Raw genomic sequence first — 22,378 nt, 5'->3', positions numbered from 1 at the left:
CGCCACTAGCCGATACATCATGGACAATGCCAGGCACCGCATCCTTTTGGGGCGCTTTGATGGGAATCACGAAGCGATCGCCCCGTTGGGTAATCACCGGCTCCTGCACCGCATTGGCTTGCCGGTTGAGCACCTGGTGTAATTGGTCATAAATGCGGCTACGCAAACTGCGAATGCTGTCGCGAATGCCGCGCAGGGCAGGGTTAGCCCGGTCAGCTACCTGGCCGTTATCGTCAATGCAGTGGTGGATCTGCTGCTCCAGGTCTGGATAGGTACGCAGATCGGTGACCAGGGTTTTTAACGTCGGGACGGCAGCATGGGCATCGATGACGCGCCGCAGGTTGCGCACGCCGGACAGGGTGGTGGCGATCGCCAGCAGTTCCATTCCCCCCAACACGCCCAGCAGCGCCGCTCGTTCGAGGGCGTCGCCAATATCTTGGATGCCGTCGAAGGACAGCCGACTGCTCAAGGTCTGCTCTAGCTCAGCCATGTCCTGGGTTTGGGCAAGCAGAACCATACTTTCCGACAACGCCGTCGGAATGCGAATCTGGCGGGCCGCAACCGCTCCGAGCTTCGTGGCCGTAAACGTGGCCAGATGCTGGCAGAGGCGGGGCCACTCCAGGAGGTCTAGGGTATCAAGCTGAATGGGGGTGGGAAGGCTCAAGGCAAGTGGCAGAAGGGTAAAGGACTGGAGGGTACTCCCGATCGCTGGTTGGGCAGGGTCAGGGCACACAGGTCTATTTCAATTATTCATCACCAACCGAGGTTTGTGCAGGCACTCGTACTCCGAGGCGGAAGTAACCCGCTTAGTTGCTAAGGCAGGAACCCTTGTGTGTCCTGGAAGTCTTTTTCGTTTTTCTATCTTCATTCTTCTGTCTTGCGGTACTAGGGACGGCTATCCACTGGCGATCGCTCAACCGGAACGGTTTGGGGCACCAAGACGGGCTCAAAGGCTCCGGCCTTGAGGCGAGTCATATAGCGACGCAGTTCCCTGGTCACCCTGCCGGTCATCAGGTACAGCCCTAGCAGATTGGGCAAGGCCATAGACAGCATCATGCCATCCCCAAATTCAATCACCGCTTGCGGATCGGCGATCGCCCCAATAAACACCCCCGCCAACACCAGCAGTTTATACAGCCCATGGGTGCGCCGCCCTAGATCGCCGAGCAGGTAATCCCAGCTCTGTTCGCCGTAGTAGCCCCAGGAAATCACCGTGGAGAAGGCAAAGCAAAAAACGGCGATCGCCAGCACTAAGGGAAACCAACTGATCACCGAACCAAAGGCGATGCTCGTCAACTCCGCCCCGCTCACCCCCGCCAAATCAGGATCCCGATAGGTGCCGGTGATAATCACCACCAGGGCGGTCATGTTGCAGACAATCACCGTATCAATAAACGGCTCCAGCATAGCCACAATTCCTTCTCGAATCGGTTCACGGGTGCGAGAGGCCGCATGGGCGATCGCTGCCGAACCAATGCCCGCCTCGTTAGAAAAGACCGATCGCCGCAATCCCTGTACCAGCACCCCCACAAAGCCCCCCTCCACCGCTTGTGGGGAAAAGGCACCTTGCACAATGGTGGCGATCGCCCCCGGAATCTCTGTCGCGTGGGACAGCAACACCCACAGCGCCGCGCCTACATAGAGGCCACACATCAAGGGCACCAAGCGACTGGTCACCCAGCCAATCCGCTGCACGCCGCCGATCAGCACCAAGCCCACCAAGCCAGCCAACACCGCCCCATAGAGCCAGTCCCAGTCTGCAAGAGCTGGAACCACGGTGGCGATCGCCTGATAGGATTGATTGGCTTGAAACAGGGTGGAGGCTCCCAAGGTGCCCAACAGGCAAAACAGGGCAAACATCCCCGCCAAAATCTGCCCCAGCCGCCCCAACCCCCGTTCCGCCAGCCCTTGCGACAGGTAATACATGGGGCCACCCACCACCGTGCCATCAGGACGCACCACCCGGTACATCTGCCCGAGGGTACATTCCACAAACTTATTGCTCATACCCAGCAGAGCGGCTAGGGTCATCCAAAAAACGGCCCCGGGCCCGCCCAGGTGGATGGCGATCGCCACCCCAGCAATATTGCCCAGCCCAATGGTGGCAGACAGGGCCGTAGACAGAGCTTGGAAATGGGAGACTTCCCCCACCTCATCGGCCGCATCATAGCGGCCGCGCAACACCGCAATGGCATGGGCAAAGCCCCGTAGGTTAATCAACCCCATGCGCAGGGTGAAGAACAGCCCACCAAGCAGCAGCCACAGCACCATGAAAGGCATGCCCGTGCCGGCATCGTAGAACAACACAGGGGATATCACCCGCTCCACCCACCAGGTGAAGCCATCATCTAAGACGTGGATGCCCTGACCGAGACCCTCGACCCAAGCACCACCCCATTCCTGCCAAGCACCATCATCCAAGGACACTACGGCTCCAAACACATGAGGGAACTGATCCGTCGAAGCTTGCCTAGGGGAGCGATCGCTTCTCGGTCAAGGGCGATCGCTGGGATGCCCAGACCTGGCAGACTCAGCCGCGCTGCAGCCAGAACTGACCGATACGACACAAATCTTGACGGAATTAACCGCATTTTAACCTAGGTCACTGTCAAGAATAGGATGGGAGACCTACAGCATCCCCGCCCCCATGGTTGACCATAAATCAGGAGCATGACGATGGAGCCCTTAGATATCAATCTCAGCGGTCTCAGCCGCGTCCTCGTCCCGATTGACTTCTCCGATGCCGCCTTTGCCGCCCAGGCCGCTGCCCTCACCTGGGTAGGCGATCCATCCCACTTACATGTCCTGCATGTCTTGCCACCCCTGAGTCCGGGGGAGCCCGGCATCACTTGGCAAACGGTGAATACCGCCAGTCGTCAACAGCATGTCGAGCAAAGTTTTCGCGATCGCTTCTCCAGCAAGCCATACGAGAAAGTGCAGTTTACGGTGCTGGTCGGCACCCCCAGCATCGAAATTATCCGCTATGCCAAAGAGCAGCAGATGTCTCTGATTGTGATTCCCTCCCACGGGCGCACGGGCATGGGCCGCTTGATGCTGGGATCGGTTGCAGAACGGGTGGTACGGCGATCGCCCTGCCCAGTTCTGGTCTTACGGCGCTAGGATGTTGACCTCGTTGGCACGGGCCTCGCAGGAGGTATAAAACGTTTGGTTTTGGGGAACAACCCAATCAGACTATCCTGACGATTTGCCCTACCCCTCGGATAACGTGAGTGCTAGTTGACTAACAGCCCGGTGGACCTAAGACTCTGCCGGTTTTTTTCTTTTAAAATTGCCTAACGCCGATCCCCACCAGGCGATCGCTGCCCTAGGGCACCCCCTACAAAGCCACGGGCAGCATCCTAGACGGTCTCATGGGCGTTCCATAACGGTGAACGGCAGACGATAGCTGGGTATTGCCCGCACATGCACACAGCCTGACCTTGGTTGGACTCACAGCTCAGGAGCAAGGAGGCGATCGCTCCAGACGACATCTACAGAGCCCCAGTCTGTGATAAAACGTAACAGCAACCTAGATCATCTCAACCTTTCGCTGAATGCTAAGACTTATCACTGACTTTGACGGCCCGATCATGGACGTGTCGGAGCGCTATTACCAGGTCTATCAAATTGGGCTAGAGCAGGTGGGTCGCCCAGATCAACCGCTGAATTGTCTATCCAAAGCAGACTTTTGGGAACTGAAGCGGGCCCAAGTGCCCGAACGTCAGATTGGGCGTATTTCTGGACTCGATGAAAGACAGGCGGAAATCTTTGCCCGATATCGCCGCAAAACGGTACATACCCTGCCCTACCTCAAGTACGATCAGCCCGTGCCGGGAGCGATCGCCACCCTAGAACGCATCCAGTCCCTGGGCATCGACCTAGCCGTCATGACCATGCGCCGAGAACGAGAGCTAGACGACGCCTTTGCTCGCTATGACCTCGGACGCTTTTTCCCCAGCGATCGCCGCTATTGCCTCAGCAACGATTATGTGAAAACCACCGATGTGGAAGACAAGCCGCGTTTGATGGAACGGGCCATGGCAGAGCTACCCCCCGCCTCCAACTGGATGATCGGTGATACCGAGGCAGACCTAGCCGCCGCCCATCGTTACAACATTAAGGCGATCGCTGTCCTATCGGGCATTCGTAACCGTGAACAACTGAGCCACCATGCCCCCCACTTCATCGTGGATAACTTGGCCGCCGCCGTTGATCTTGTCCTACACCACGAGAATATGAGTCCCTAGTCCCCAGGAGATTACTGCCAGCCAGAAACACCCAGGCATCTACCGGAAAAAACTGCTCGTCAGCCACAGGGCAATCAGCGTCACCATCGTGGCAAACACATCCGGAGTAATGCTCGACAGTCCTTGGGTGAGCAGCACGCCCCCTAGCCATGAGCCCAGGAAGACCCCCCCAAAGAAGCCCAAGAATGTAATTAAGACCGCCCGGCCAAACTTACGTTCTTTGCGGCTAATGAAGTAAATGCTAGCGCCAATGCCAATGGCCAGAGCCGCCGGCGGAGCCATGACGCCAATCACAGCCGTGGCCAGCATGACGCCCCCCGGCCAAAGAATATCCGTGCGACTGGGTGTATCCAAAACGCCTTGGAGCCAATCCGGCGTTTGTACCGATGTCGCCGGTTCTGACTTCACCGGAGCATCGACCACCTGGCGCTCGGGAAACCGGATGCGATCGGGCACCGGAATTTTGCCCTCTTGGCGTAGGCGTAGACGCTCCATCAGCACAGAGTCGTAGGCAGTTTCAATCACCTCTAACTGCTTGCGATCGTCTTTATACTCTTCCACCAGACGACCACGTGCCTGCTGAATTTCTTCAAACGATGCATCTTCGCCGACCCCGAGCAATTCATAACCGCTTTGCTCTCTCATCTAAGACCTCCGCAAGACTCCCACTGTACTTAATTTAGAATTGTCAATTATGATCAGCAAGAAAACTGTCCACAAGATTTTAGGAATTGCCTGACAATTGTATGACTCGATAGAAAACCACTATTTAGAGTCCTACTGCCCTCCCTTTAAGCCTTGCCAGCGTACAGTATGGTTGATTAGTGTCAGCAAAATCTTTCTTGCTTTCTTGATATTAACTAGGTTGACCTGTGATTTCCAAAGGGGCGATCGCCCAACCTCTCCTCCCCTTGTCAATTTATGTCTTTCCCCCTGCTGCCATGGAGAAAGGCTGAATCAAGGTAGATGAGACGAGCATACCCACTCTAGAACCTTCCATGCATCATACTCTTCTAACCCAAGTGTGGCGATGGAGAATTTCTAGAAATTTTGGACTAGACTCACGCAGTCTAATGGATTTATTCTAACCAACCACCTAGTTTCATTCGCAATTCCTCTCATCTCTTGAATATCTAGGGTACGGTAGACATAAAGAATCTAAGATTCAAGCCAAGCCGATGCCAAGATCGCTTGATATGCTATGGGGGAAGAGGCAACTAAATGTTAGATTTTACAAAATCCTATCCTAATCGTTGACGTGGGCTCTGTCCTCTAGCCTAGATTCAAATCTCAGGTTGTTATTAGGCATCTGCTATTGTCTTGTTCCTAAAAACAACCTCTACCGCACATAGTTCACTGATGTCACTGAGATCTATCTTGATTATGTCGATAGCCGCACCTTCAGAAGATCATGCCCCCCTGAATGACAGCGAGAGTTCAGGGTGTGGAGAAACGGTTTTTAGCCTCTTCTCTCTACAATGGTTTCATCGACTGACGGCTAATCAACCTAGTCATATCCAGTGCTTACGTTCGTTACTTTTGAGTTAAGTCACGGCCATGGGCTCACCCAAAATTCTTGTTGTTGATGACGATCCGTCCATCCGCACCCTCATCCATCGCTTCCTCTCCAAGCAGAACTACCAGATGGAATCTGCGGAAGATGGCAAAACGGCGATGGCCATTTTTGAGCAGTTCAATCCTGACTTAGTCATTTTGGATGTGAATCTGCCCGATGCAACGGGTTATACCCTTTGCCAAGACATGCAAAATCGCACGGGTGTTTTTGTGTTGATGCTCACCAGTCGCTCCGACGAAGCTGACAAAATCCGTGGGTTTTCCCAAGGGGCAGATGATTACCTCACCAAACCCTTCAGCTTGGGAGAATTGGAGGTACGGGTTGGAGCTATCTTAAAGCGCCAGCGCCCTGTTACCACAGCAGAGCAACAGCGCCTCAAGTTCAACAATCTCATGATCGATCCCGTCCGCCGAGAGGTTCTACTGGAGGGCAGTTTGGTAGCGCTAACTGCTTTAGAGTTTGACCTGCTGCACTTTCTAGCCAGCAACCCTGGACGGGTGTGGCGACGGGCAGAGTTGATTCAAAAAGTGTGGGATTACGAGTATGTGGGCGATCAGCGGGTTGTAGATGTCCATATCGGGCAAATCCGCAAAAAGATTGAAATCGACACAACTCAACCAGCACTGATCCAAACGGTACGTGGAGTTGGCTATAAGTTTGAGGCTCCGGAAATGGCCTCAGGGGGCTAGCAGCAGCACAGCCGAATATCCGCATCTCTAACGTTAAGACACCTCATGTTAAGGGAATGTCAAAGCAAAGGGGACGCCATTACGGTGTCCCCTTTACGCTGTTCATTTAAGGTCGAGGCGATCGCTTACCGCTTATTCCCAGCGTTGAGCCACCACTTCAGCGAGATCAACCACCCGTTGGCTGTAGCCCCATTCGTTGTCATACCAGGCAATCACTTTCACCATGTCACCGCCCATCACCATGGTGAGCTGGCCATCCACGATGGAGGAGGCATCCGTCTTGCGGTAGTCCGACGAGACTAGGGGCAGGTCAGTATAGTCTAGAACACCTTTGAGGCTGGTTTCAGACGCTTCTTTCAGCGCTTGGTTCACCTGTTCTGCAATGGTGCTGGTTTCCACTTGCGCCACCAAATCCACGACAGAAACGTTAGGGGTGGGCACCCGCATGGCGATGCCATTGAGCTTGCCCTTTAGGTCAGGCAGAACCAATGCCACGGCCTTAGCTGCACCGGTTGACGTGGGCACAATGTTGACAGCAGCAGCCCGAGCCCGCCGGAGGTCGCGGTGGCTAGCGTCTAGGATGCGTTGGTCACCCGTGTAGCTGTGGGTGGTGGTCATGGTGCCTTTGATGATGCCAAACTGCTCATGAATGACCTTGACCACAGGTGCTAGGCAGTTGGTGGTGCAGCTTGCGTTGCTCAACACGTTGTAGTCGCTGTGCTTGTACTGATCGTGGTTCACGCCTACCACGAAGGTACCAATGTTGCCGCCTTTACCCGGTGCCGTAATCAAGACTTTCTTGGCCCCGGCTTCGATATGCTTAGACGCACCTTCTTCAGAAACAAACACCCCTGTCGATTCAATGATCAGGTCAATACCCCAATCTTTCCAAGGGAGGTTAAGAGGGTTGCGATCGGAGACGCATTTGATCGTCTTGCCGTTGACAATGATGGCGTTTTCAGCGGCTTCAATATCTGCATCCAGCTTGCCCAGCATAGAGTCATACTTAAGAAGATGGGCGTTGGTTTTTGGATCAGATGTATCGTTAATAGCAACCACATCAAGCTGACTATCGCTACGCGTCAGCCAACACCGCAAAAAGTTACGTCCGATGCGTCCAAAACCGTTAATCGCTACTCTAATCACTGCGCCTTGCCCTCTGTATGTACTATTGTTAATCGCTATTGTTGAATCAAATCATACACTTTTAGGTGTACCCGTCTCAATAGGGGATCGGGGCAGAAACTAGGGCCAATTCCTTCATTCATGGGCGATCGCTCGATTCCCAAAAAATCAAGCCACTTCTCAATCTCCAGAAGCATGAACGGGCCCTAGTAATATAACGGTTGGTCGTTCAAATAGGTGGCGATCGCACCTGGAACCAAATGATCAATCGGTTGGCGATCGCGGCATCGTTGACGAATATCGGTGGAGGACATGGGTATCACCGGCATGTCGAGGCAGCGCCAGGTGAGATCCACCTCCTGATCACGCAAGATCTGGGCAACCTGCTCCCCCACCTGCTGGCAAAGCTGCTGAGGATGGACGGCTGAATCTTCCCCAGACGGATCCCCAAGGCGAGGTGCCACCAACCAGTCGCACTTGGGGGCAACCTCAAGCACGCGATACCAACGGGGCAGGGTTTGAAAGGTATCGGATCCGACAATCCAAACCCATTGGGTTTGGGGAGCATACTGCTGCTGCAGGGTGTGCAACAGATCAACCCCATAGCGAGGCGGCGGTAGGTTCGGGGGGTGCCATAGGTGAAATTGAGGATAGGGGGCGATCGCCAGCTCTACCAACTGCATCCGCTGCTGCCAACTCGGCAAGGCTGGATCAGATTTATGGGGAGGACTGTAGCTTGGCACCCACAGCACCTGATCCACATGCCCTTGGTCGTAGGCTGCCTGTGCTAGCTGAAGATGTCCCCAGTGGGGTGGGTTAAATGCGCCGCCCAAAAGCGCCAGCCGTTGGGGGCGGAGAGACGAGGGAGCAACCACGGTGATTCAGGGGAGAGGAGAGCGGCTTGCATCCAAAACCCATGCATTGGCCATTGATGGCGTTTGAAACATATGTCGTTTGGAATGGCTGCATGGACTCAACAATGCGTTGCAATCTTACCCATATTGCCAAGAAGCCGCATATACTCAAGAACAATTTTCAAACGTTTCAAACGAATGTACGGATCAGGGGCGATCGCTCCCGAAGTACAAAAAAACCATCAGAGTTCAGGTCTCGATGCCTCCATCTGAGAGCCCACTCACAAGCATCTAGTCGTCTAGGAATCCTCCAACCTCTACCCTATTAGGTGTGGTGGTTTGTAGCCCACGTTTGAAGGTGCAGAGAGCAGCAAGGTTGTTCCCAAACTTTGCTAGATAGTGATCATCGGTATCAATTATGGGGAATAGACGGTAGGCTTGGTGAAACGTCCCGCTACCAACTCGCAAAACAGGGGCCGCCCCCTAGACGTCTTCTCTAACCTGTCTAACCTGACAATCCAGTAAGATCGATCACCTGCTGTTCAACAACCGCAGCTCGCGGATGCGCGATGAAACGTAACGGACTATCCGACCACGAAACCATCTAATATCCGCACAAATACTTATGGCTCCCCGAGTGCTCAAACCATCGAAGAACGAGGAATCTAGCACCAGAGCCAGGCTGCATAATACCTGAAATCTTAGTTGAGTAATTGACTTCAGCGATTTCGCAAACGTGTAATTCTTGTTATGATAGCGCGTGTTATCGGTGTGGTGTGGTGTTTAAGGAGCTAGAATGCTGAATTCCGTTGATTTCAGCGGGAGGCCGTTTCATTTCATCGGTATCGGTGGAATTGGAATGTCGGCCCTCGCCTACATCTTGGCCAAACGAAACTTACCAGTCTCCGGTTCTGATCTTCGATTGAGTCATATCACTCAGCGGCTCCAGGAAGAAGGTGCCCACATTTTTTGGAGCCAAGACGCAACGAATCTGCATTACTATTGCCCGGAAGCAGAGCGATCGCGTCTAGCAACTACGAGTTCGGATCTTGAAGGAACGGTGACGACCGCCGTCTCATCGTCCCTAGCTGAGCATTACCTGCCCCAAGTTGTTTGTTCGACAGCTATCAGCACAGCCAATGCCGAATATCAAGCTGCCCTTGATTTAGGCTGTCCTGTATTCCACCGATCAGACATTTTGGCAGCTTTAACCGATGAATATCGCAGCATCTTGGTAGCTGGAACCCACGGCAAAACCACAACGAGCAGTATGCTCGGATATCTTTTGCTCAATGCCCAGCTCGATCCCACGATTGTGGTGGGAGGTGAGGTGAACGCATGGGGTGGTAATGCTCGCTCTGGCCGGGGTGAATATTTGGTAGCAGAGGCAGATGAGTCGGATGGCTCCCTCGTCAAACTGCGCGGCCAAATTGGCATTGTGACGAATATTGAGCTAGATCACCCTGATCATTACACCACATTAGACGAGGTGATTAGCATCTTTCAGCAGTTTGCCAGTCAGTGCCAGACCCTAGTCGCTTGCATTGATTCTGAAGCCGTCGAGCGATCGCTCCAACCCGACATCACCTATAGTCTCAATCCCGATAAACAGGCTGACTACACCGTCACCGACGTGATCTATGGATCAGAAGGCACCTCCGCCGATATTTGGGAGCGCGGAGAGCGTCTTGGTCGCCTTACCCTGTCGATTTTAGGCACCCATAATCTCAGTAATGCCTTGGCAACGGTTGCCGCTAGCCGATGCTTGGGCGTCTCGTTTGAAGACATTGCCGATAGTCTACTGACCTTTGAAGGAGCCCGACGGCGCTTCGAACATCGAGGAGACGCCCACGGCATTACCTTTATTGACGACTACGCCCATCACCCCAGCGAAATTGAAGCGACGCTTGCAGCAGCACGCCTGCGGGCCGAGCTGCCTTCCGGCGATCGCCGTCGAGTTGTAGCGGTGTTTCAAGCCCATCGCTATAGCCGCACGGAAACCTTTATGGAAGAGTTTTCTCGCTCCTTTGGGAATGCTGATTTGGTAGTGTCTACCGACATCTATAGCGCAGGAGAGTCTAATCTCGGTCGCGTTACAGGACGAGCCTTGGCAGAGGCGATCGCCAGCCAGCACTCCCATGTTCAGTATCAGCCGACACTACATGATATCGTGCACTACTTAGAAACTCATTTAGTTCCTGGCGATCTAGTTTTATTTCTAGGCGCTGGTAACTTAAACCAAGTCATCCCAGATTTGGTTCGTTTTTATGAAGACTACGTTGAGCCAGCCCAAGCAGCCCTGTAGTTACTATCTGTGACCTGTATCTATATCGCGCGCGTATCACAGTGAGGAATCAGTCCCCAGACAGTCTCTTGGGTACCCGTCACGTCCTACCTTGACAGACTCTAACCAGGGTGCGAACCATGCGCTGAGCAGTCCCCGTTTTTAAGCCTGCTCGATCAGCGCCTTCTAACTTTATGTCAACGCATTCTACAACCTGTGCAATCATGACACTATCTCAAGACCCTCCCGTTCGGCACCAGGCATCCCAGCTTACGCGCTCGGTTGTGCCTTTAGGGGAGGGTGCTTCTCCGTCAAGGTTTACACCGATTGGAGCACAGCGTGATCCAATTCCGCTAGAGGGTTACGACTGCCTCATTAAGCAACGGGTTCCGCTGTCTGGTTTGACCTCATTTCGGGTAGGCGGCCCCGCGGAGTTTTATGTGACACCACGCACCATGGATGAGCTATACGCTAGCTTCGATTGGGGCGATCGCCAATCTGTCCCCATTACGTTACTGGGAGCAGGCTCCAACCTCTTAGTCAGCGATCAGGGCGTACCTGGGCTCGTCATTTCCACTCGATACCTACGCAGCATTCAATTTCACGACGACGGGCTCATTACAGCGGAAGCTGGTGTGCCGATGGCGAAACTGGCTTGGCAAGCCGCCCATCGAGGCTGGCAAGGGCTAGAGTGGGCTGTTGGCATTCCCGGCAGCTTGGGAGGATCGGTGGTCATGAATGCTGGAGCCCACGGGTTGGCCATGGAAGACATCTTGGTGTCTGCCCTAGTGCTGTCTCCCGACCATAGCCTCAACCAAGTGGCCCCATCTGGATTGGGCTACGCCTATCGCACCTCCAACCTCCAGGGCGATCGCCGCTTAGTCACCCAAGCCACCCTCCAGCTCAAGCCCGGTGCCGATGCTCAGTTTGTCTTAGAGCAAACCTCCGAGCACCTAGAGCGGCGGCGTACCACCCAGCCCTACCACCTGCCTAGCTGTGGCAGCGTCTTTCGTAATCCCCAACCTTACAGCGCTGGCTGGTTAATTGAACAGGCGGGGCTGAAAGGCTACCAAATTGGTGGTGCTCAGGTGGCCGAGCGCCATGCCAATTTTATTTTGAACTGTGGTGGTGCTAGCGCCAGCGACATTCTCCACTTAATTCATCATGTTCAAGAGACGGTTTACCATCAATGGTCTATGACCCTAGAACCCGAAGTTAGACTGCTGGGTGAGTTCTAAGCCGTCTAGCCGTTTTTTGCGGGCATTGATCACGCCAGCCGCTAAGATAAGAGGGCAGGACTGGCCAAGAGCATCGACGATTGGAGCGTTTGTCTCTAGGGATGCTGTTCGCTCTTGACGGATCTTGGCAGTACAATTTTAGCGCAACCGCTCATTGACCTTGGACAGCAGCGATCGCCTCCTCCAGCCCCCCAGCTGATGACGCGACGGCATCAACTCCGAAGTCAAAGGTTGCAGGGCTCTGAATGTTCGGATGAGCACGTTGCTCCCCTGAACAATACAGAGACACATACTATGATCAACACAATGGGTAACGAGAGAACTATGACGCAAGGACAGGGATTTGGCGGCGGCTTTGGTCTTGGCAAAATGAAAGAGCTTGCCGATGCGTTCAAAAAAGCCCAACAGGTGCAAGAAGGCGCTCGACGGCTGCAGCAAGAGCTAGAAGAGCTAGAAATTGAAGGAACATCGGCAGGCGGACAGGTCAAAGTCTTCCTCAGCGGTAACCAAGAACCTCGTCGGGTTGAAGTGACGTCTGAGGCCCTCAATGAAGGTGCAGAGATGCTCTCGGATCTCGTCTTGGCAGCGATGAAAGATGCCTACGAGAAATCCACCACCACCATGCGCGAGCGCATGGAAGAACTCACCGGAGGCTTGAACCTACCGGGGATGTAATGCACATCCCGACCGCGTCCCTCGTCCAAGATCGGATTCCAGGGACAGACAACGCGGGGCGTAGCACAGCTACGTCTCCGCTGTGCCCAGACTAAGCATCAACGTCCATCACAGTAGATCGGCTGACTCATAAAGACGCTTCAAAATTGCCATAATTTTGCTGCCATAGCCTGGATCTGCCGACCATCGTCCGCTTAACTGATCCACCAGCGGAGCAACCCCGCGCGTGACAAAGTTAAACCGGGGATCAACCTGTTCATACACCAAGGGTTCCTGACTGGCATAGGCTTTGAGGTGTTGAATATGAGCACGCACCCCCACCCGTTGGCTAGGAAAGGTTGCAGCCACTTCTTCAGCATTAGCACTGGCAAGACTGGCAAAATTATATTGCTCTGGCAACACCTCGCCGCCAAACTGCAAAAAGTTGGTCTCCAGACACATTTGGGAAAAGGCGATGTCATAATTGACGCCCTCCACGCTCCCCTCTTCTCGATAGTATTTGGGCAGGTTGGCAAAGGTTTCCACCACATTTTCATTGTTGGCTTTCAGAAACATCAGCAACTGCATGTCTCGGACATTGCCATGGCCCATAATCCGATCTAGGGCACCAGGGCAGATGGTGAGAATCGAGCGTAGGGTCACGGTGCGCGTTTCTTTCTCCCAGCCCACAGAAATGTTGAAATCCCGCAGGTCAATCGCCTTGATATACACAATGTTGTGATGCTGGATCCGGCGCACATCGGGAGCAGACGACAGGTCAATGCCCAGTTGATCCACCAACGCCACCGGGATATAAGAATTACCGTTGACTAAAATACCGCGATCGCCGTAGGGTGAGCCGTTGAGCTGAATATCAATGAGCGGATAGCTGGAATCAGGGGTGCTGCCCTGGGTGAGAGCACGACTCCACGATGCCAACCCATCAGCAATGCCCAGCGCCACATCATTCCGCTGGGTTTGCAGCACGCGCAAATCATCAGGATTGGTGAGAAACCCCACCTGCATGAGCAACGAGGGCAAGACCACCCATCGGCAGAAAGCCAACCGCCCTACAGACGTTGTGGTATCAGGGCGGGCTCCGCGACTCACATAACCCGGCAAGCGGCGCAGCATGGCAAAGAGCACCAGTTCTGCATGGCGGCGGCGCTCTTGGTTATTAGCAATGTGGTAGACGCTGGCCCCGCGCACCTCTGGATTGGTATAGGCATCCGCATTGATCTCGATCGCCACATCCCCAAATCGTCCACGGGCATTGATCCAGTCAATCGACTGCACAAGACCGAGGTCATCAGGCACCGCCAACACATCAAAACCCCGCGATCGCAGCTCTGCAACCACCAGATCTCGAATTTGAATCATCTCTTGGGCTTCGGTGGTGTCGCCTACAACAACGCCTGGGTCGAGCAGTTCATTGTCTGTCCCCCCATGACCGGCCGAGATAAAAATACGTCCCATGTGCTGTCCTCTACGGTTCTGTTGACGGATGAGATGGCTGAGTGGAGCAACTGAGCGATCCCCCAAGCAGCTTAGCGATCGCCTAGAGCATGAGGGCACCCCAGTCCGCAGACATCTTAACCACCCTAGGGCACTCACGGTCTAGAGGCGATCGCCCCATCTCATCCGTCCTGTACGAAAAGTATGGTGCGAAAATATGGTGCGGAAAGTATGGTCAGAAGTGCCCATTAGCTTACTACCATATGTATGGATTCGGGCGAACTTGTCGATGAATCTTGATGGAGGGATGCCCATCGTCGTGCCGCTATCGTCGTTGCCCCCACAAAAACCCTGAACCAAGCCTAGACTGATGTTGTGACCGGCGATCGCCCTTGCACATCCCCAGGATTTTCTCGTATAGTGGCGCTAGATATAGAGTACCCACCCATTCATCATCAGCGTCACCGGCACCTCCAGGCATCCTCCCGTTACTTGACTAGAGGCGATCGCTGTACAAGATGGCTCGTGCCCGTTAGCTGTCTCGTCAACCGAATCCAGATCCCCTCGCTAGGATAAATATCTCTAGAACGGTTTGCCTGTAGAAAGCTGTAGCTTCACGATCAGCATCCGAACCGTGACCCTCACCGTGATGATTTAGCGGCTTCCCAGTCCCCCTCATCTTCCTGGGCGATCGCCCCTGCCTACTAGCTCGCCATGGACATCCCTCGCCTTCATCCTGATACTATTGATGCCGTTAAGGAACGGGCCGATATTGTCGATATCGTTTCCGACCACGTGGTGCTGCGCAAGCGCGGTAAAGATTTCACGGGCCTTTGTCCGTTCCACGATGATAAATCCCCCAGCTTTAGCGTCAGTCCTAGCAAGCAGTTTTACTACTGCTTTAGCTGCGGTGCCGGCGGCAATGCCCTCACCTTTTTGATGGAGCTGGGGAAGCGCTCCTTTAGTGACGTTGTCCTAGATCTGGCCAAGCGCTACCAAGTCCCGGTTAAAACCCTAGAACCTGCCCAGCGCCAAGAACTTCAGCGACAGCTATCCCTGCGGGATCAGCTGTATGAAATTGTGGCGCTCACGGCCCGTTTTTATGAACATGCCCTGCATCAGTCCTCAGGCGAGGCAGCCCTGAAGTACCTCCAGGAGTCCCGCCATCTCAGCGATCGCACCATGCAGCGGTTTCAGTTGGGCTATGCTCCAGCGGGCTGGCAGACCCTCTATGGCTATCTGGTGGAACAAAAGCGCTACCCAGCCGAACTGGTAGAAAAGGCTGGCTTGATTATTCCTCGCCAGGGGCAAGATGGCTACTATGACCGCTTCCGCGATCGCTTGATGATCCCCATCCACGATACCCAGGGGCGGGTGATTGCCTTTGGGGGGCGCGCCTTTGGAGATGATCAACCGAAGTATTTAAACTCTCCTGAAACGGATCTTTTTGATAAAGGCAAAACCCTATTTGGGCTGGATAAAGCCCGAGCAGCGATCGCCAAACAAGATTGCGCCGTCGTCGTCGAGGGCTATTTCGACGTGATTGCCCTCCATGCCGCCGGTATCGAGAATGCTGTAGCCTCCCTAGGAACCGCCCTGAGCGTTGACCAAATTCGTCAGCTTCTGCGCTACACCGAATCTAAGCAGGTGGTGTTCAACTTCGATGCCGACACGGCAGGCGTCCGGGCCGCCGAGCGAGCCATTGGTGAGGTGGCGGATCTGGCCTATCGGGGGGATGTGCAACTGCGGGTGTTGACCATGCCGGAAGGCAAGGATCCCGACGAGTTCCTCAAAACCCACCATGCAGAAGACTATCAGACCCTCCTAGACACCGCCCCCCTCTGGCTCGACTGGCAGTTGCAGCAGACCTTGCTAGAGGCCGATCTCAATCAAGCCGATCAGTTCCAGCAAGCCACCCAAAGCATGGTGAAGCTGCTGGGCAATCTCCCCAATGCGGCCCTGCGCACCCACTATATTCACCGCTGCGCCGAACTGCTCAGCCAAGGGGATGCCCGCATGGTGGTGCGCTTGGAAGACGACCTGCGCAACCAAGTGCGAGGACAGCGCTGGCACGGGCGATCGCGGAAATGGCAGCGGCCGGGCGATCGCTCCCTCATGGATGAATCAGAAGCCCAACTCCTACGGATTTATCTGCATCTTCCAGACCATCGGCCCCTGATCGTTGCCACCATGAATGAGCGCGACCTCGACTTTGGCATGAGCTACCATCGCCAGCTTTGGCAGGTGATTCATCAACTCCAAACCCACCCGATCGAAGCCGATACCGCCTTGATAGATCGCGTGCATGATCACTACGCCAGCATTCCTGGGCAGTTGCAAACCATTCAACATATTTTCCAACTGGATGAAAAGACGCAGCGCGATGTTCTGCGTGCGCCCCTGGTGGTTCGGGGTGCAGCAGCGGCGATCGAACAGGTGATGTGTGAAAAACGGTTTCGCCATCTCAACACCCGCTGGAAAGAAACCGACTGCGACCAAGAACCCGATCGCGCCTACGACTATCAACGGCAAATGTATGCCGAGAAGCAGCGCATTCGAGAACTGCAAGAGGAGCAGCGCCGCACCAGCTTTGAAGACCTAGCGCAAACACCGTCCCTCTAGATGCCCCGTTGTGCCACAGACAGGATGTGGCCATGCATGGTGGGTGTAGATGACCTGTCGAGGCATGATGAGAGGCAAGCGAACGGGAGTGGAATCCGAACATTCAACCGCATGGTATCGACCTCATATCGACCTCAATTAAGGGATCCTGTCATCCATCGCCATCCGGTCATCGAACACATATCCTGCCTAAACGTTCATGATTCGTTGCTTATCAACCGGCTGTTTCCTAGAAAATAGCTAGGCATCTAGGGCTAGGTGGGAGTAAAATCTGAGCAGAGCTGCGCTACGGGAGAGGCTGTCCTCGCCTTTTGGATCAAAAATTCTAATCGGTTCACGAGGTTGTGCGGAACGGGCACGATCGCACTTGTAGATACCGATGTTAGATTCCACTAACCCACGCAGGAGCAGATTCATGGCAGGCAATTCCCTATCCCTCAACATGCACTATCAAGCAGAGCTAGACCTTCTGGCCCTATTCCTAGAGACGACTCCCTTCGAAGAAGATGCTGATGCATCCGTCTATCCTTGGAATCCGGCTGCACCCGAGTCAGACGCCTACTTCGAGCACCTAGAGCAAGATGCGATCGCCCTAGGCTGGTCGGATGAGTTGGATCAACGGGCTGAATCCCTAGGACAAGTGATGGAGCAGCTCTGGGCGTCTACTGCCAACCCTTCCATGGCGGAAACACTCCAGAGCCGTATCCACCAAGCCCTTTCTGTAGACGTCCCCCAGACGATCGTGGATCACATTATTCAGGTGGCCCAGCGGGTTGCGGCCAGCGGTCTGGCCCTTGAAGAGCAACTGATTCAATGTGTGCAAGACTGTTTGCCCACCATGGCCAACGAAGATTGGCAAGTGCTTGCCCGTCCCTATGCCTATGCCATGCGAGACTCCAACTCTGATTCCCTAGAAGCTGCCCTACGAACCATGCGCTGTGCTGCTTGGACAGAATTATCTGGCATCGAACAAGCCCGCCTCAGCTTAGCGATCGCCCGCTATTCCATCGCCCAAATGCCTCGCTCAGAGTCCAACCCCTCTTAAGCCCTCACCTCACACGTCCATAATCTGCGGAATCTGTCTTACCTGCTGGTCAATCAACAAACCGCCCCACACGCCATCACTACAGGCGGGGGCGGTTTGTTGTTGTTGGTTGGTTGATGGTTAGTTGACACTGGACATGAAGCGTGGCTGTGCCTGAATCGCTGTCCCTAGAATATGGAATTATCATCTAGCCCTGACCATTAGGCTTTGCCCTCGGGGGCGATCGCCTGCATAGCCCACAGAGCCCGCGCCTGCACCGCTAGGGTTTCGTCGGTGTCAGCCTGCTGCTGCAAGAGGCAGCAAATATCAGCCACGGCCGAATCGGCAGGATCAAGCGCCGTCGCTAGGGCCTGCAGTCCAGCGATCGCCGCATAGCGCACCACCCATTCCCCATCGGCACAGACCGCCGTTAGGGTCTCCAAGGTCTGCATCTGAACCGGACGCTGTTGCTCTGGGGGCAGAACGGCCCATCGGAGCGTACCCAACCCCTTGGCTGCCGCCCGACGAACGCTGAGGGAAAAGTCTTGGCGAGCAGCTTCGGTCAACGTATCGAGAGCGTCAGGATGCCCAATGCGCGATAGGGCCCGAATCGCCCAAGCCCTTGCCCCATAGTTATAGCCATCAATTTGATCTAGGATGACCGGAGCAGCTAGATCGCCGAGATTCACCAACCCATCCACAGCAGCAACGGCGGCTCCGGGGTTGTTATAGCCCAATACTTGAATCAGGGTTGGAATAGCGTCCACCGATCGCAACTCCGCCAGCGATCGCACCGCCAGCAGCAGCGCCACCGGCGATGTCGCCTGTTCCACCGCCTGAATCAGCGCCTGAGCATTGGATGAGGGGGATAGGGGAAGGGTCATACAAGGTCATCCAACTGAACGAATCCTAGAACATATCATCCATAAACTTTTATCCATGAACCCATCATCCAAGGCTGATGCCACTTGGGGGATAGGCCAGGTTAAAGCAAGGTATCCATTAGACTGAGTAGCTCACAGGCTGTATCGGAGAGCGTCAAGTCTTGGGTTGCTGGCAAGCGATCGCCCTGGAGTTGATGCTCTAGCAATCCCTGCAGAGCAATTAACTTCAGGCTATTTTCCGCTAGCGCTTGGGCAATCGCTGGAGCTGCCGCCACATAGCCCGATGCACCCAGATCCATCAGAGCCGAGCGTCGCAACTGCAGGTCATTCCCTTGGAGTGCTGCCACCAGCAGATCTCCGTAGGATGCCTCCTGGGTTAGCTGATACATAGCTCGGGCTGCTGCGTAGCGCACTCGGGGAATGTCGTGATCTAAAAAAGGTTGAATGGCTGACAGCGCCTCGGTGGCCTGCAAGGTGCCCAACGCTTCCAGAATCGAATCGTAGGGTTGATCGAGACCTAGCCCAGACGACTTACCCACCTGTGATGCGAGGAGGGCCGTCAAGGTTGGCACGCAAGACCGATCGCCCAATTGTTCTAGGGCTTGGGCCGCCGCTTCGCGGACATGAAAATCGTCACAGTGGAGACAGGTGATTAGCCCAGGCACAGCCCGGCGATCGCCCAATTTTCCCAAGGCGCGGGCCGCATTGCGTCGCAGGGGAAACCCGCCATCAGGGGCGCGGTCGTCATCATCATCTAGAGCTGCCATCAGGGCATCAACAGCAGCGGGCTCCCTCACCCGAAACTTGCCTAACCACCAGGCTGCATAGTAGCGCAAGCTCAAATCTTGACGCTGTTGCAGATTAGCGATCGCCTGTTCCATCGTGAGTGAACCCGCATCGACTGCCGTTTCAGCCGAAGACCTGAGTCCAGAATCTTGGTCTGAAGAGACACTCATTTATTCGTCCGTGGATGCATCATCAGCGTCTAGCGGACGGATACTGACAATCTGTCCACCCATACGAGCAATACGACGCATTTCGTCGTTCATGCGAGCATAGGGAACCTTGATAAAGGTACTGCCACTCTTACGAATGGGGTAGTCGTTCTTATCATTCTCACGGGTCTGGCGCAGACCAGAAACCTCATAAACAAACACACGACTTCCTGAGGGTGTGCTAGAACCACCAATTGCGGATGCAGTAAGCATGATAATTCAGATCTCTCCTGGTTAAGTAACACTGCCGTAGCTTACCTAGCGTAGCGATCGCTAGGGGATTAACCACAGCACCTACCCCAGCTTAGGCAAGGAACAACCCTGCCCTAGCTCCGGCAAACACCGGTAGTTGTATTAAGCTATGTTAACGTATAAGAGTAGGATGAATGCGGCATCAGCAACGGATCCATGATACCGCGATGGTTCAGGGTTCGCTTGTGATGTCGAAGCAATGGGCCGCTAGACTCCACAGATGCCGCTTCTCCTACTCTTCACGCCCGTAGCTCTTAGCTAGCAGGGGTAATGCTGGCGACTTTACCGCCCATTTTGTTGATCTGCTGAAGCTTCGCAGACAGTTTCTCGTAGGGAACGAGGAACGCCGTGCTACTCCGACGAGTTCTGGGATACCCAGGGGAGCGCATACCCGAGACTTCAATGCGGAAGATCCGATCAGCGGAGCCAAAGGGAGTACCACCACCCAAGGCATTGTTGGGGGTGTCGCCCGAGTTAGCGGCGCGGTATGCCCAACCATCATGGCTGCCCGATGGGCCCACAACAGCCGACACGGAATTGCGCGCTAGTTCCGAGGCCAAACGAGAGTCTTTGCCTTCTAACTGGGCGCGATCGCTGTTGGCATAGCCGCGATAGAGACGGAACATCCGGGTAAACCCGACCGTTTTTTGACCCCGTTGAGTGTTGAACCCACGGTAGTAAGGAACAATGTTCTCGCCAAAGTTCGCTAGATATTCTTCACTGTCAATGTAGGAGTCGATGTCAGCATCAAAGCCTTGTTGCTCATACAAGTCGAGGTGAGCAATCACTTCAGACTCATCGTAAGGAGCGCGTCCCAATAGGTGCTTGTAGTTCAACTCGATGACACGAGTTTGGAAGTTGGAGTAGAAAAACTTCTCTTTATATAGCTCAGACTTTGCGACACAGCGCACAAATTCCCGAACGGTGATATATCCATTCACCAAAAGGGACTCGGCACTGGTAAGACGCTCAGACTTCATCAAATAGTCGTTCCCCAAAAGATGACGATAGACCGCGCGAACGACGGCTTTGGCATCATCTTGGCTCCAGTTTGCCCGAAGCTCAACGGGAGAGGTCGAAGCAAATACGGACGTACCTAAACGCCCGGATGCTGTTGTAATAGCCACTGTGTTGTCTCCTGATTAAACACCAATTCACCCAAAAACTAGTTATGGCGATAAGGATTGGGCTAGATAACCTTAACGCTACGCCAATGGACGGTGCTACAACGGCTTGCGTATCTGATCTCAACAGATCTAGATACAACAATGCCCGGAAAGTCAAACAATTATCAGCCTGAGCCAACAACTGCATGCCTTCCCGGGCAAACATAAGCGCCTAGCTTAGCGCGTTGATTGCGTAGTCAAGGTAGGAGTTTGCTTCAACAGAAGGGTCACCGCTCAAGCCATGGTTAGCCTTGATGTACTTGAGAGCTTCGACATACCAGCTAGGAGATAGTTCGAAGGTGCGGTTGATTTCGTCGATACCAGCGATTAGGTACTCATCCATAGGACCAGTTCCACCTGCAACGAGGCAGTAGGTGACCATGCGGAGGTAGTAGCCGATGTCGCGAGCGCACTTGTCCTTACCACGCTGATCCGAAGCGTAGTTGGGCCCTTGCATTTGGGTGGTGTAAGGGAACTTGTTGTAAACTGCTTGAGCTGCACCGCTGGTGAGCTGGTCAGCCTTAGCGGTCAAAGCCTTAGCAGCTTCCAAGCTAGCGGTGGCTTGCTTGAAACGACCAAAAGCGATTTGGATTTCGGTGCTGCTCAGGAAACGTCCTTGAGAATCAGCAGCAGCTACTGCTTCGGTTAGAGGGGTCTTCATCGATCAATATCTCCCTAATTTTTGCAAGATCTACTAACAAACGTGTATGGATACCCGCTGGGACTGCAAGAGCCTCAGCGCAAGCATTGCTATTAGCTAACAGCAGCAGCAGCACGATCGAAGTAACCAGCGATTTCAGACATCAGAGCGCTACAGTCGCCGGGGGTGATACCAGCGCGGTCGTTAGCGATCGCAATAGCAGCATCTTTCATCTTTTGCACGCCAGCAGCCACGGAAGCACCGGGGGTACCTAGAGCAACGTAGGTTTCGCGTAGACCGTTCAAGCAGCGATCTTCTAGAACACTGGCATCACCAGAGAAGATAGCGTAGGTTACGTAGCGCAAGATGATTTCCATATCGCGCAAGCAAGCAGCCATACGACGGCTGGTGTAAGCGTTGCCGCCAGGAGCGATCAACTGAGGCTGTTCAGCAAACAATGCACGAGCAGCGTCGGAAACGATGCTGGATGCGTTGCTGGTGATGCGGTTTACAGCGTCCATCCGCTTGAAGCTGTCGCCAACCATGGCGCCAAGAGCGTCTAGTTGAGCGGTGGATAGGAATTCGCCACGGGTGTCTGCTTGAGAAACAACCTTAGTGAATGCGTCAAACATCAGAAATCTCCTAAAGATTGACTCGATTTGAGCTTGATTTG

22 protein-coding genes are annotated in these 22,378 nt (G+C 54.2%); 8 read left to right on the top strand and 14 right to left on the bottom strand.

What is annotated here, in order from left to right; genetic code table 11:
- The 3 genes from V6D20_11345 to V6D20_11335 form a co-directional block, all read right to left on the bottom strand.
- The coding region (locus V6D20_11345; GenBank protein ID HEY9816378.1) for a hypothetical protein at positions 1–733 on the bottom strand (733 nt) is incomplete at its 3' end.
- Positions 734–885: 152 nt separating this feature from the next.
- A complete protein-coding gene (locus V6D20_11340) occupies positions 886–2,427 on the bottom strand; it encodes an alanine/glycine:cation symporter family protein (protein ID HEY9816377.1) in 1,542 nt (513 codons plus the stop codon).
- Positions 2,427–2,567 carry a hypothetical protein gene (locus V6D20_11335; GenBank protein HEY9816376.1) on the bottom strand — a complete coding sequence of 47 codons (141 nt, stop codon included), beginning with the start codon at positions 2,565–2,567 and terminating at the stop codon, positions 2,427–2,429. The genes V6D20_11340 and V6D20_11335 overlap by 1 nt, the downstream gene beginning before the upstream one ends.
- A 109-nt stretch (positions 2,568–2,676) precedes the next feature.
- Here V6D20_11335 and V6D20_11330 point away from each other — a divergent pair, with 109 nt between their 5' ends.
- Both V6D20_11330 and V6D20_11325 read left to right on the top strand, forming a co-directional pair.
- Entirely contained in the window at positions 2,677–3,120 is a 444-nt protein-coding gene (locus V6D20_11330; protein ID HEY9816375.1) for a universal stress protein, read from the top strand.
- Positions 3,121–3,554: 434 nt separating this feature from the next.
- A complete protein-coding gene (locus tag V6D20_11325; GenBank protein HEY9816374.1) occupies positions 3,555–4,247 on the top strand; it encodes an HAD family hydrolase in 693 nt (230 codons plus the stop codon).
- Positions 4,248–4,286: 39 nt separating this feature from the next.
- Here V6D20_11325 and V6D20_11320 read toward each other — a convergent pair whose 3' ends face one another.
- Positions 4,287–4,892 (bottom strand): CPP1-like family protein, encoded by a 606-nt coding sequence (locus tag V6D20_11320; GenBank protein ID HEY9816373.1) that lies wholly within the window; start codon positions 4,890–4,892, stop codon positions 4,287–4,289.
- A 912-nt stretch (positions 4,893–5,804) separates the two neighbouring features.
- Here V6D20_11320 and V6D20_11315 point away from each other — a divergent pair.
- Positions 5,805–6,512: a response regulator transcription factor gene (locus tag V6D20_11315; protein HEY9816372.1), complete on the top strand. Its 708-nt coding sequence runs from the start codon at positions 5,805–5,807 to the stop codon at positions 6,510–6,512.
- A 132-nt stretch (positions 6,513–6,644) separates the two neighbouring features.
- Here V6D20_11315 and V6D20_11310 read toward each other — a convergent pair whose 3' ends face one another.
- From V6D20_11310 to nadD, 3 genes are read right to left on the bottom strand one after another with little or no spacing between them, the layout of a single operon-like run.
- Positions 6,645–7,658, bottom strand: coding sequence for a type I glyceraldehyde-3-phosphate dehydrogenase (locus tag V6D20_11310; protein ID HEY9816371.1), 1,014 nt, complete (start codon positions 7,656–7,658; stop codon positions 6,645–6,647).
- A 35-nt stretch (positions 7,659–7,693) separates the two neighbouring features.
- Complete coding sequence (locus tag V6D20_11305; GenBank protein ID HEY9816370.1) at positions 7,694–7,834, bottom strand: hypothetical protein; 141 nt, start codon at positions 7,832–7,834, stop codon at positions 7,694–7,696.
- Between the two features lie 9 nt (positions 7,835–7,843).
- On the bottom strand, positions 7,844–8,512 hold the full coding sequence (gene nadD / locus V6D20_11300; protein ID HEY9816369.1) for a nicotinate (nicotinamide) nucleotide adenylyltransferase: 669 nt from the start codon (positions 8,510–8,512) through the stop codon (positions 7,844–7,846).
- 775 nt (positions 8,513–9,287) lie between these two features.
- Between nadD and murC the strand changes: the two genes are divergently transcribed.
- The 3 genes from murC (at position 9,288) to V6D20_11285 (ending at position 12,688) form a co-directional block, all read left to right on the top strand.
- Positions 9,288–10,796 (top strand): UDP-N-acetylmuramate--L-alanine ligase, encoded by a 1,509-nt coding sequence (murC, locus tag V6D20_11295; GenBank protein HEY9816368.1) that lies wholly within the window; start codon positions 9,288–9,290, stop codon positions 10,794–10,796.
- Between the two features lie 203 nt (positions 10,797–10,999).
- Positions 11,000–12,013 (top strand): UDP-N-acetylmuramate dehydrogenase, encoded by a 1,014-nt coding sequence (gene murB, locus V6D20_11290; protein HEY9816367.1) that lies wholly within the window; start codon positions 11,000–11,002, stop codon positions 12,011–12,013.
- A 324-nt stretch (positions 12,014–12,337) separates the two neighbouring features.
- The gene (locus tag V6D20_11285; protein HEY9816366.1) at positions 12,338–12,688 is read left to right on the top strand and encodes a YbaB/EbfC family nucleoid-associated protein; all 351 of its coding nucleotides are present in this window, start codon (positions 12,338–12,340) and stop codon (positions 12,686–12,688) included.
- A 108-nt stretch (positions 12,689–12,796) separates the two neighbouring features.
- Here the strand turns inward: V6D20_11285 and V6D20_11280 are convergent, their stop codons facing one another.
- Positions 12,797–14,143 carry an N-acetylmuramoyl-L-alanine amidase gene (locus V6D20_11280; GenBank protein ID HEY9816365.1) on the bottom strand — a complete coding sequence of 449 codons (1,347 nt, stop codon included), beginning with the start codon at positions 14,141–14,143 and terminating at the stop codon, positions 12,797–12,799.
- 693 nt (positions 14,144–14,836) lie between these two features.
- Here V6D20_11280 and dnaG point away from each other — a divergent pair.
- Both dnaG and V6D20_11270 read left to right on the top strand, forming a co-directional pair.
- The gene (gene dnaG, locus V6D20_11275; protein HEY9816364.1) at positions 14,837–16,744 is read left to right on the top strand and encodes a DNA primase; all 1,908 of its coding nucleotides are present in this window, start codon (positions 14,837–14,839) and stop codon (positions 16,742–16,744) included.
- Between the two features lie 415 nt (positions 16,745–17,159).
- The gene (locus V6D20_11270; GenBank protein ID HEY9816363.1) at positions 17,160–17,789 is read left to right on the top strand and encodes a hypothetical protein; all 630 of its coding nucleotides are present in this window, start codon (positions 17,160–17,162) and stop codon (positions 17,787–17,789) included.
- Positions 17,790–17,989: 200 nt separating this feature from the next.
- Here V6D20_11270 and V6D20_11265 read toward each other — a convergent pair whose 3' ends face one another.
- The 6 genes from V6D20_11265 to V6D20_11240 all read right to left on the bottom strand — a co-directional run bounded on the left by V6D20_11265 (position 17,990) and on the right by V6D20_11240 (position 22,337).
- Complete coding sequence (locus V6D20_11265; protein ID HEY9816362.1) at positions 17,990–18,652, bottom strand: HEAT repeat domain-containing protein; 663 nt, start codon at positions 18,650–18,652, stop codon at positions 17,990–17,992.
- A gap of 101 nt (positions 18,653–18,753) precedes the next feature.
- A complete protein-coding gene (locus V6D20_11260) occupies positions 18,754–19,608 on the bottom strand; it encodes a HEAT repeat domain-containing protein (protein ID HEY9816361.1) in 855 nt (284 codons plus the stop codon).
- Complete coding sequence (locus V6D20_11255; GenBank protein ID HEY9816360.1) at positions 19,609–19,860, bottom strand: phycobilisome linker polypeptide; 252 nt, start codon at positions 19,858–19,860, stop codon at positions 19,609–19,611.
- A 293-nt stretch (positions 19,861–20,153) separates the two neighbouring features.
- Positions 20,154–21,026: a phycobilisome linker polypeptide gene (locus V6D20_11250; GenBank protein HEY9816359.1), complete on the bottom strand. Its 873-nt coding sequence runs from the start codon at positions 21,024–21,026 to the stop codon at positions 20,154–20,156.
- A gap of 211 nt (positions 21,027–21,237) precedes the next feature.
- Positions 21,238–21,726: a phycocyanin subunit alpha gene (gene cpcA, locus V6D20_11245; protein HEY9816358.1), complete on the bottom strand. Its 489-nt coding sequence runs from the start codon at positions 21,724–21,726 to the stop codon at positions 21,238–21,240.
- A gap of 92 nt (positions 21,727–21,818) precedes the next feature.
- Positions 21,819–22,337 carry a phycocyanin subunit beta gene (locus tag V6D20_11240; protein ID HEY9816357.1) on the bottom strand — a complete coding sequence of 173 codons (519 nt, stop codon included), beginning with the start codon at positions 22,335–22,337 and terminating at the stop codon, positions 21,819–21,821.
- Positions 22,338–22,378 lie beyond the last annotated feature (41 nt).

The sequence above is a fragment of the Candidatus Obscuribacterales bacterium genome (assembly GCA_036703605.1).
Lineage (GTDB): Bacteria > Cyanobacteriota > Cyanobacteriia > RECH01 > RECH01 > RECH01.
This window is presented reverse-complemented; position numbering and strand designations above follow the sequence as displayed.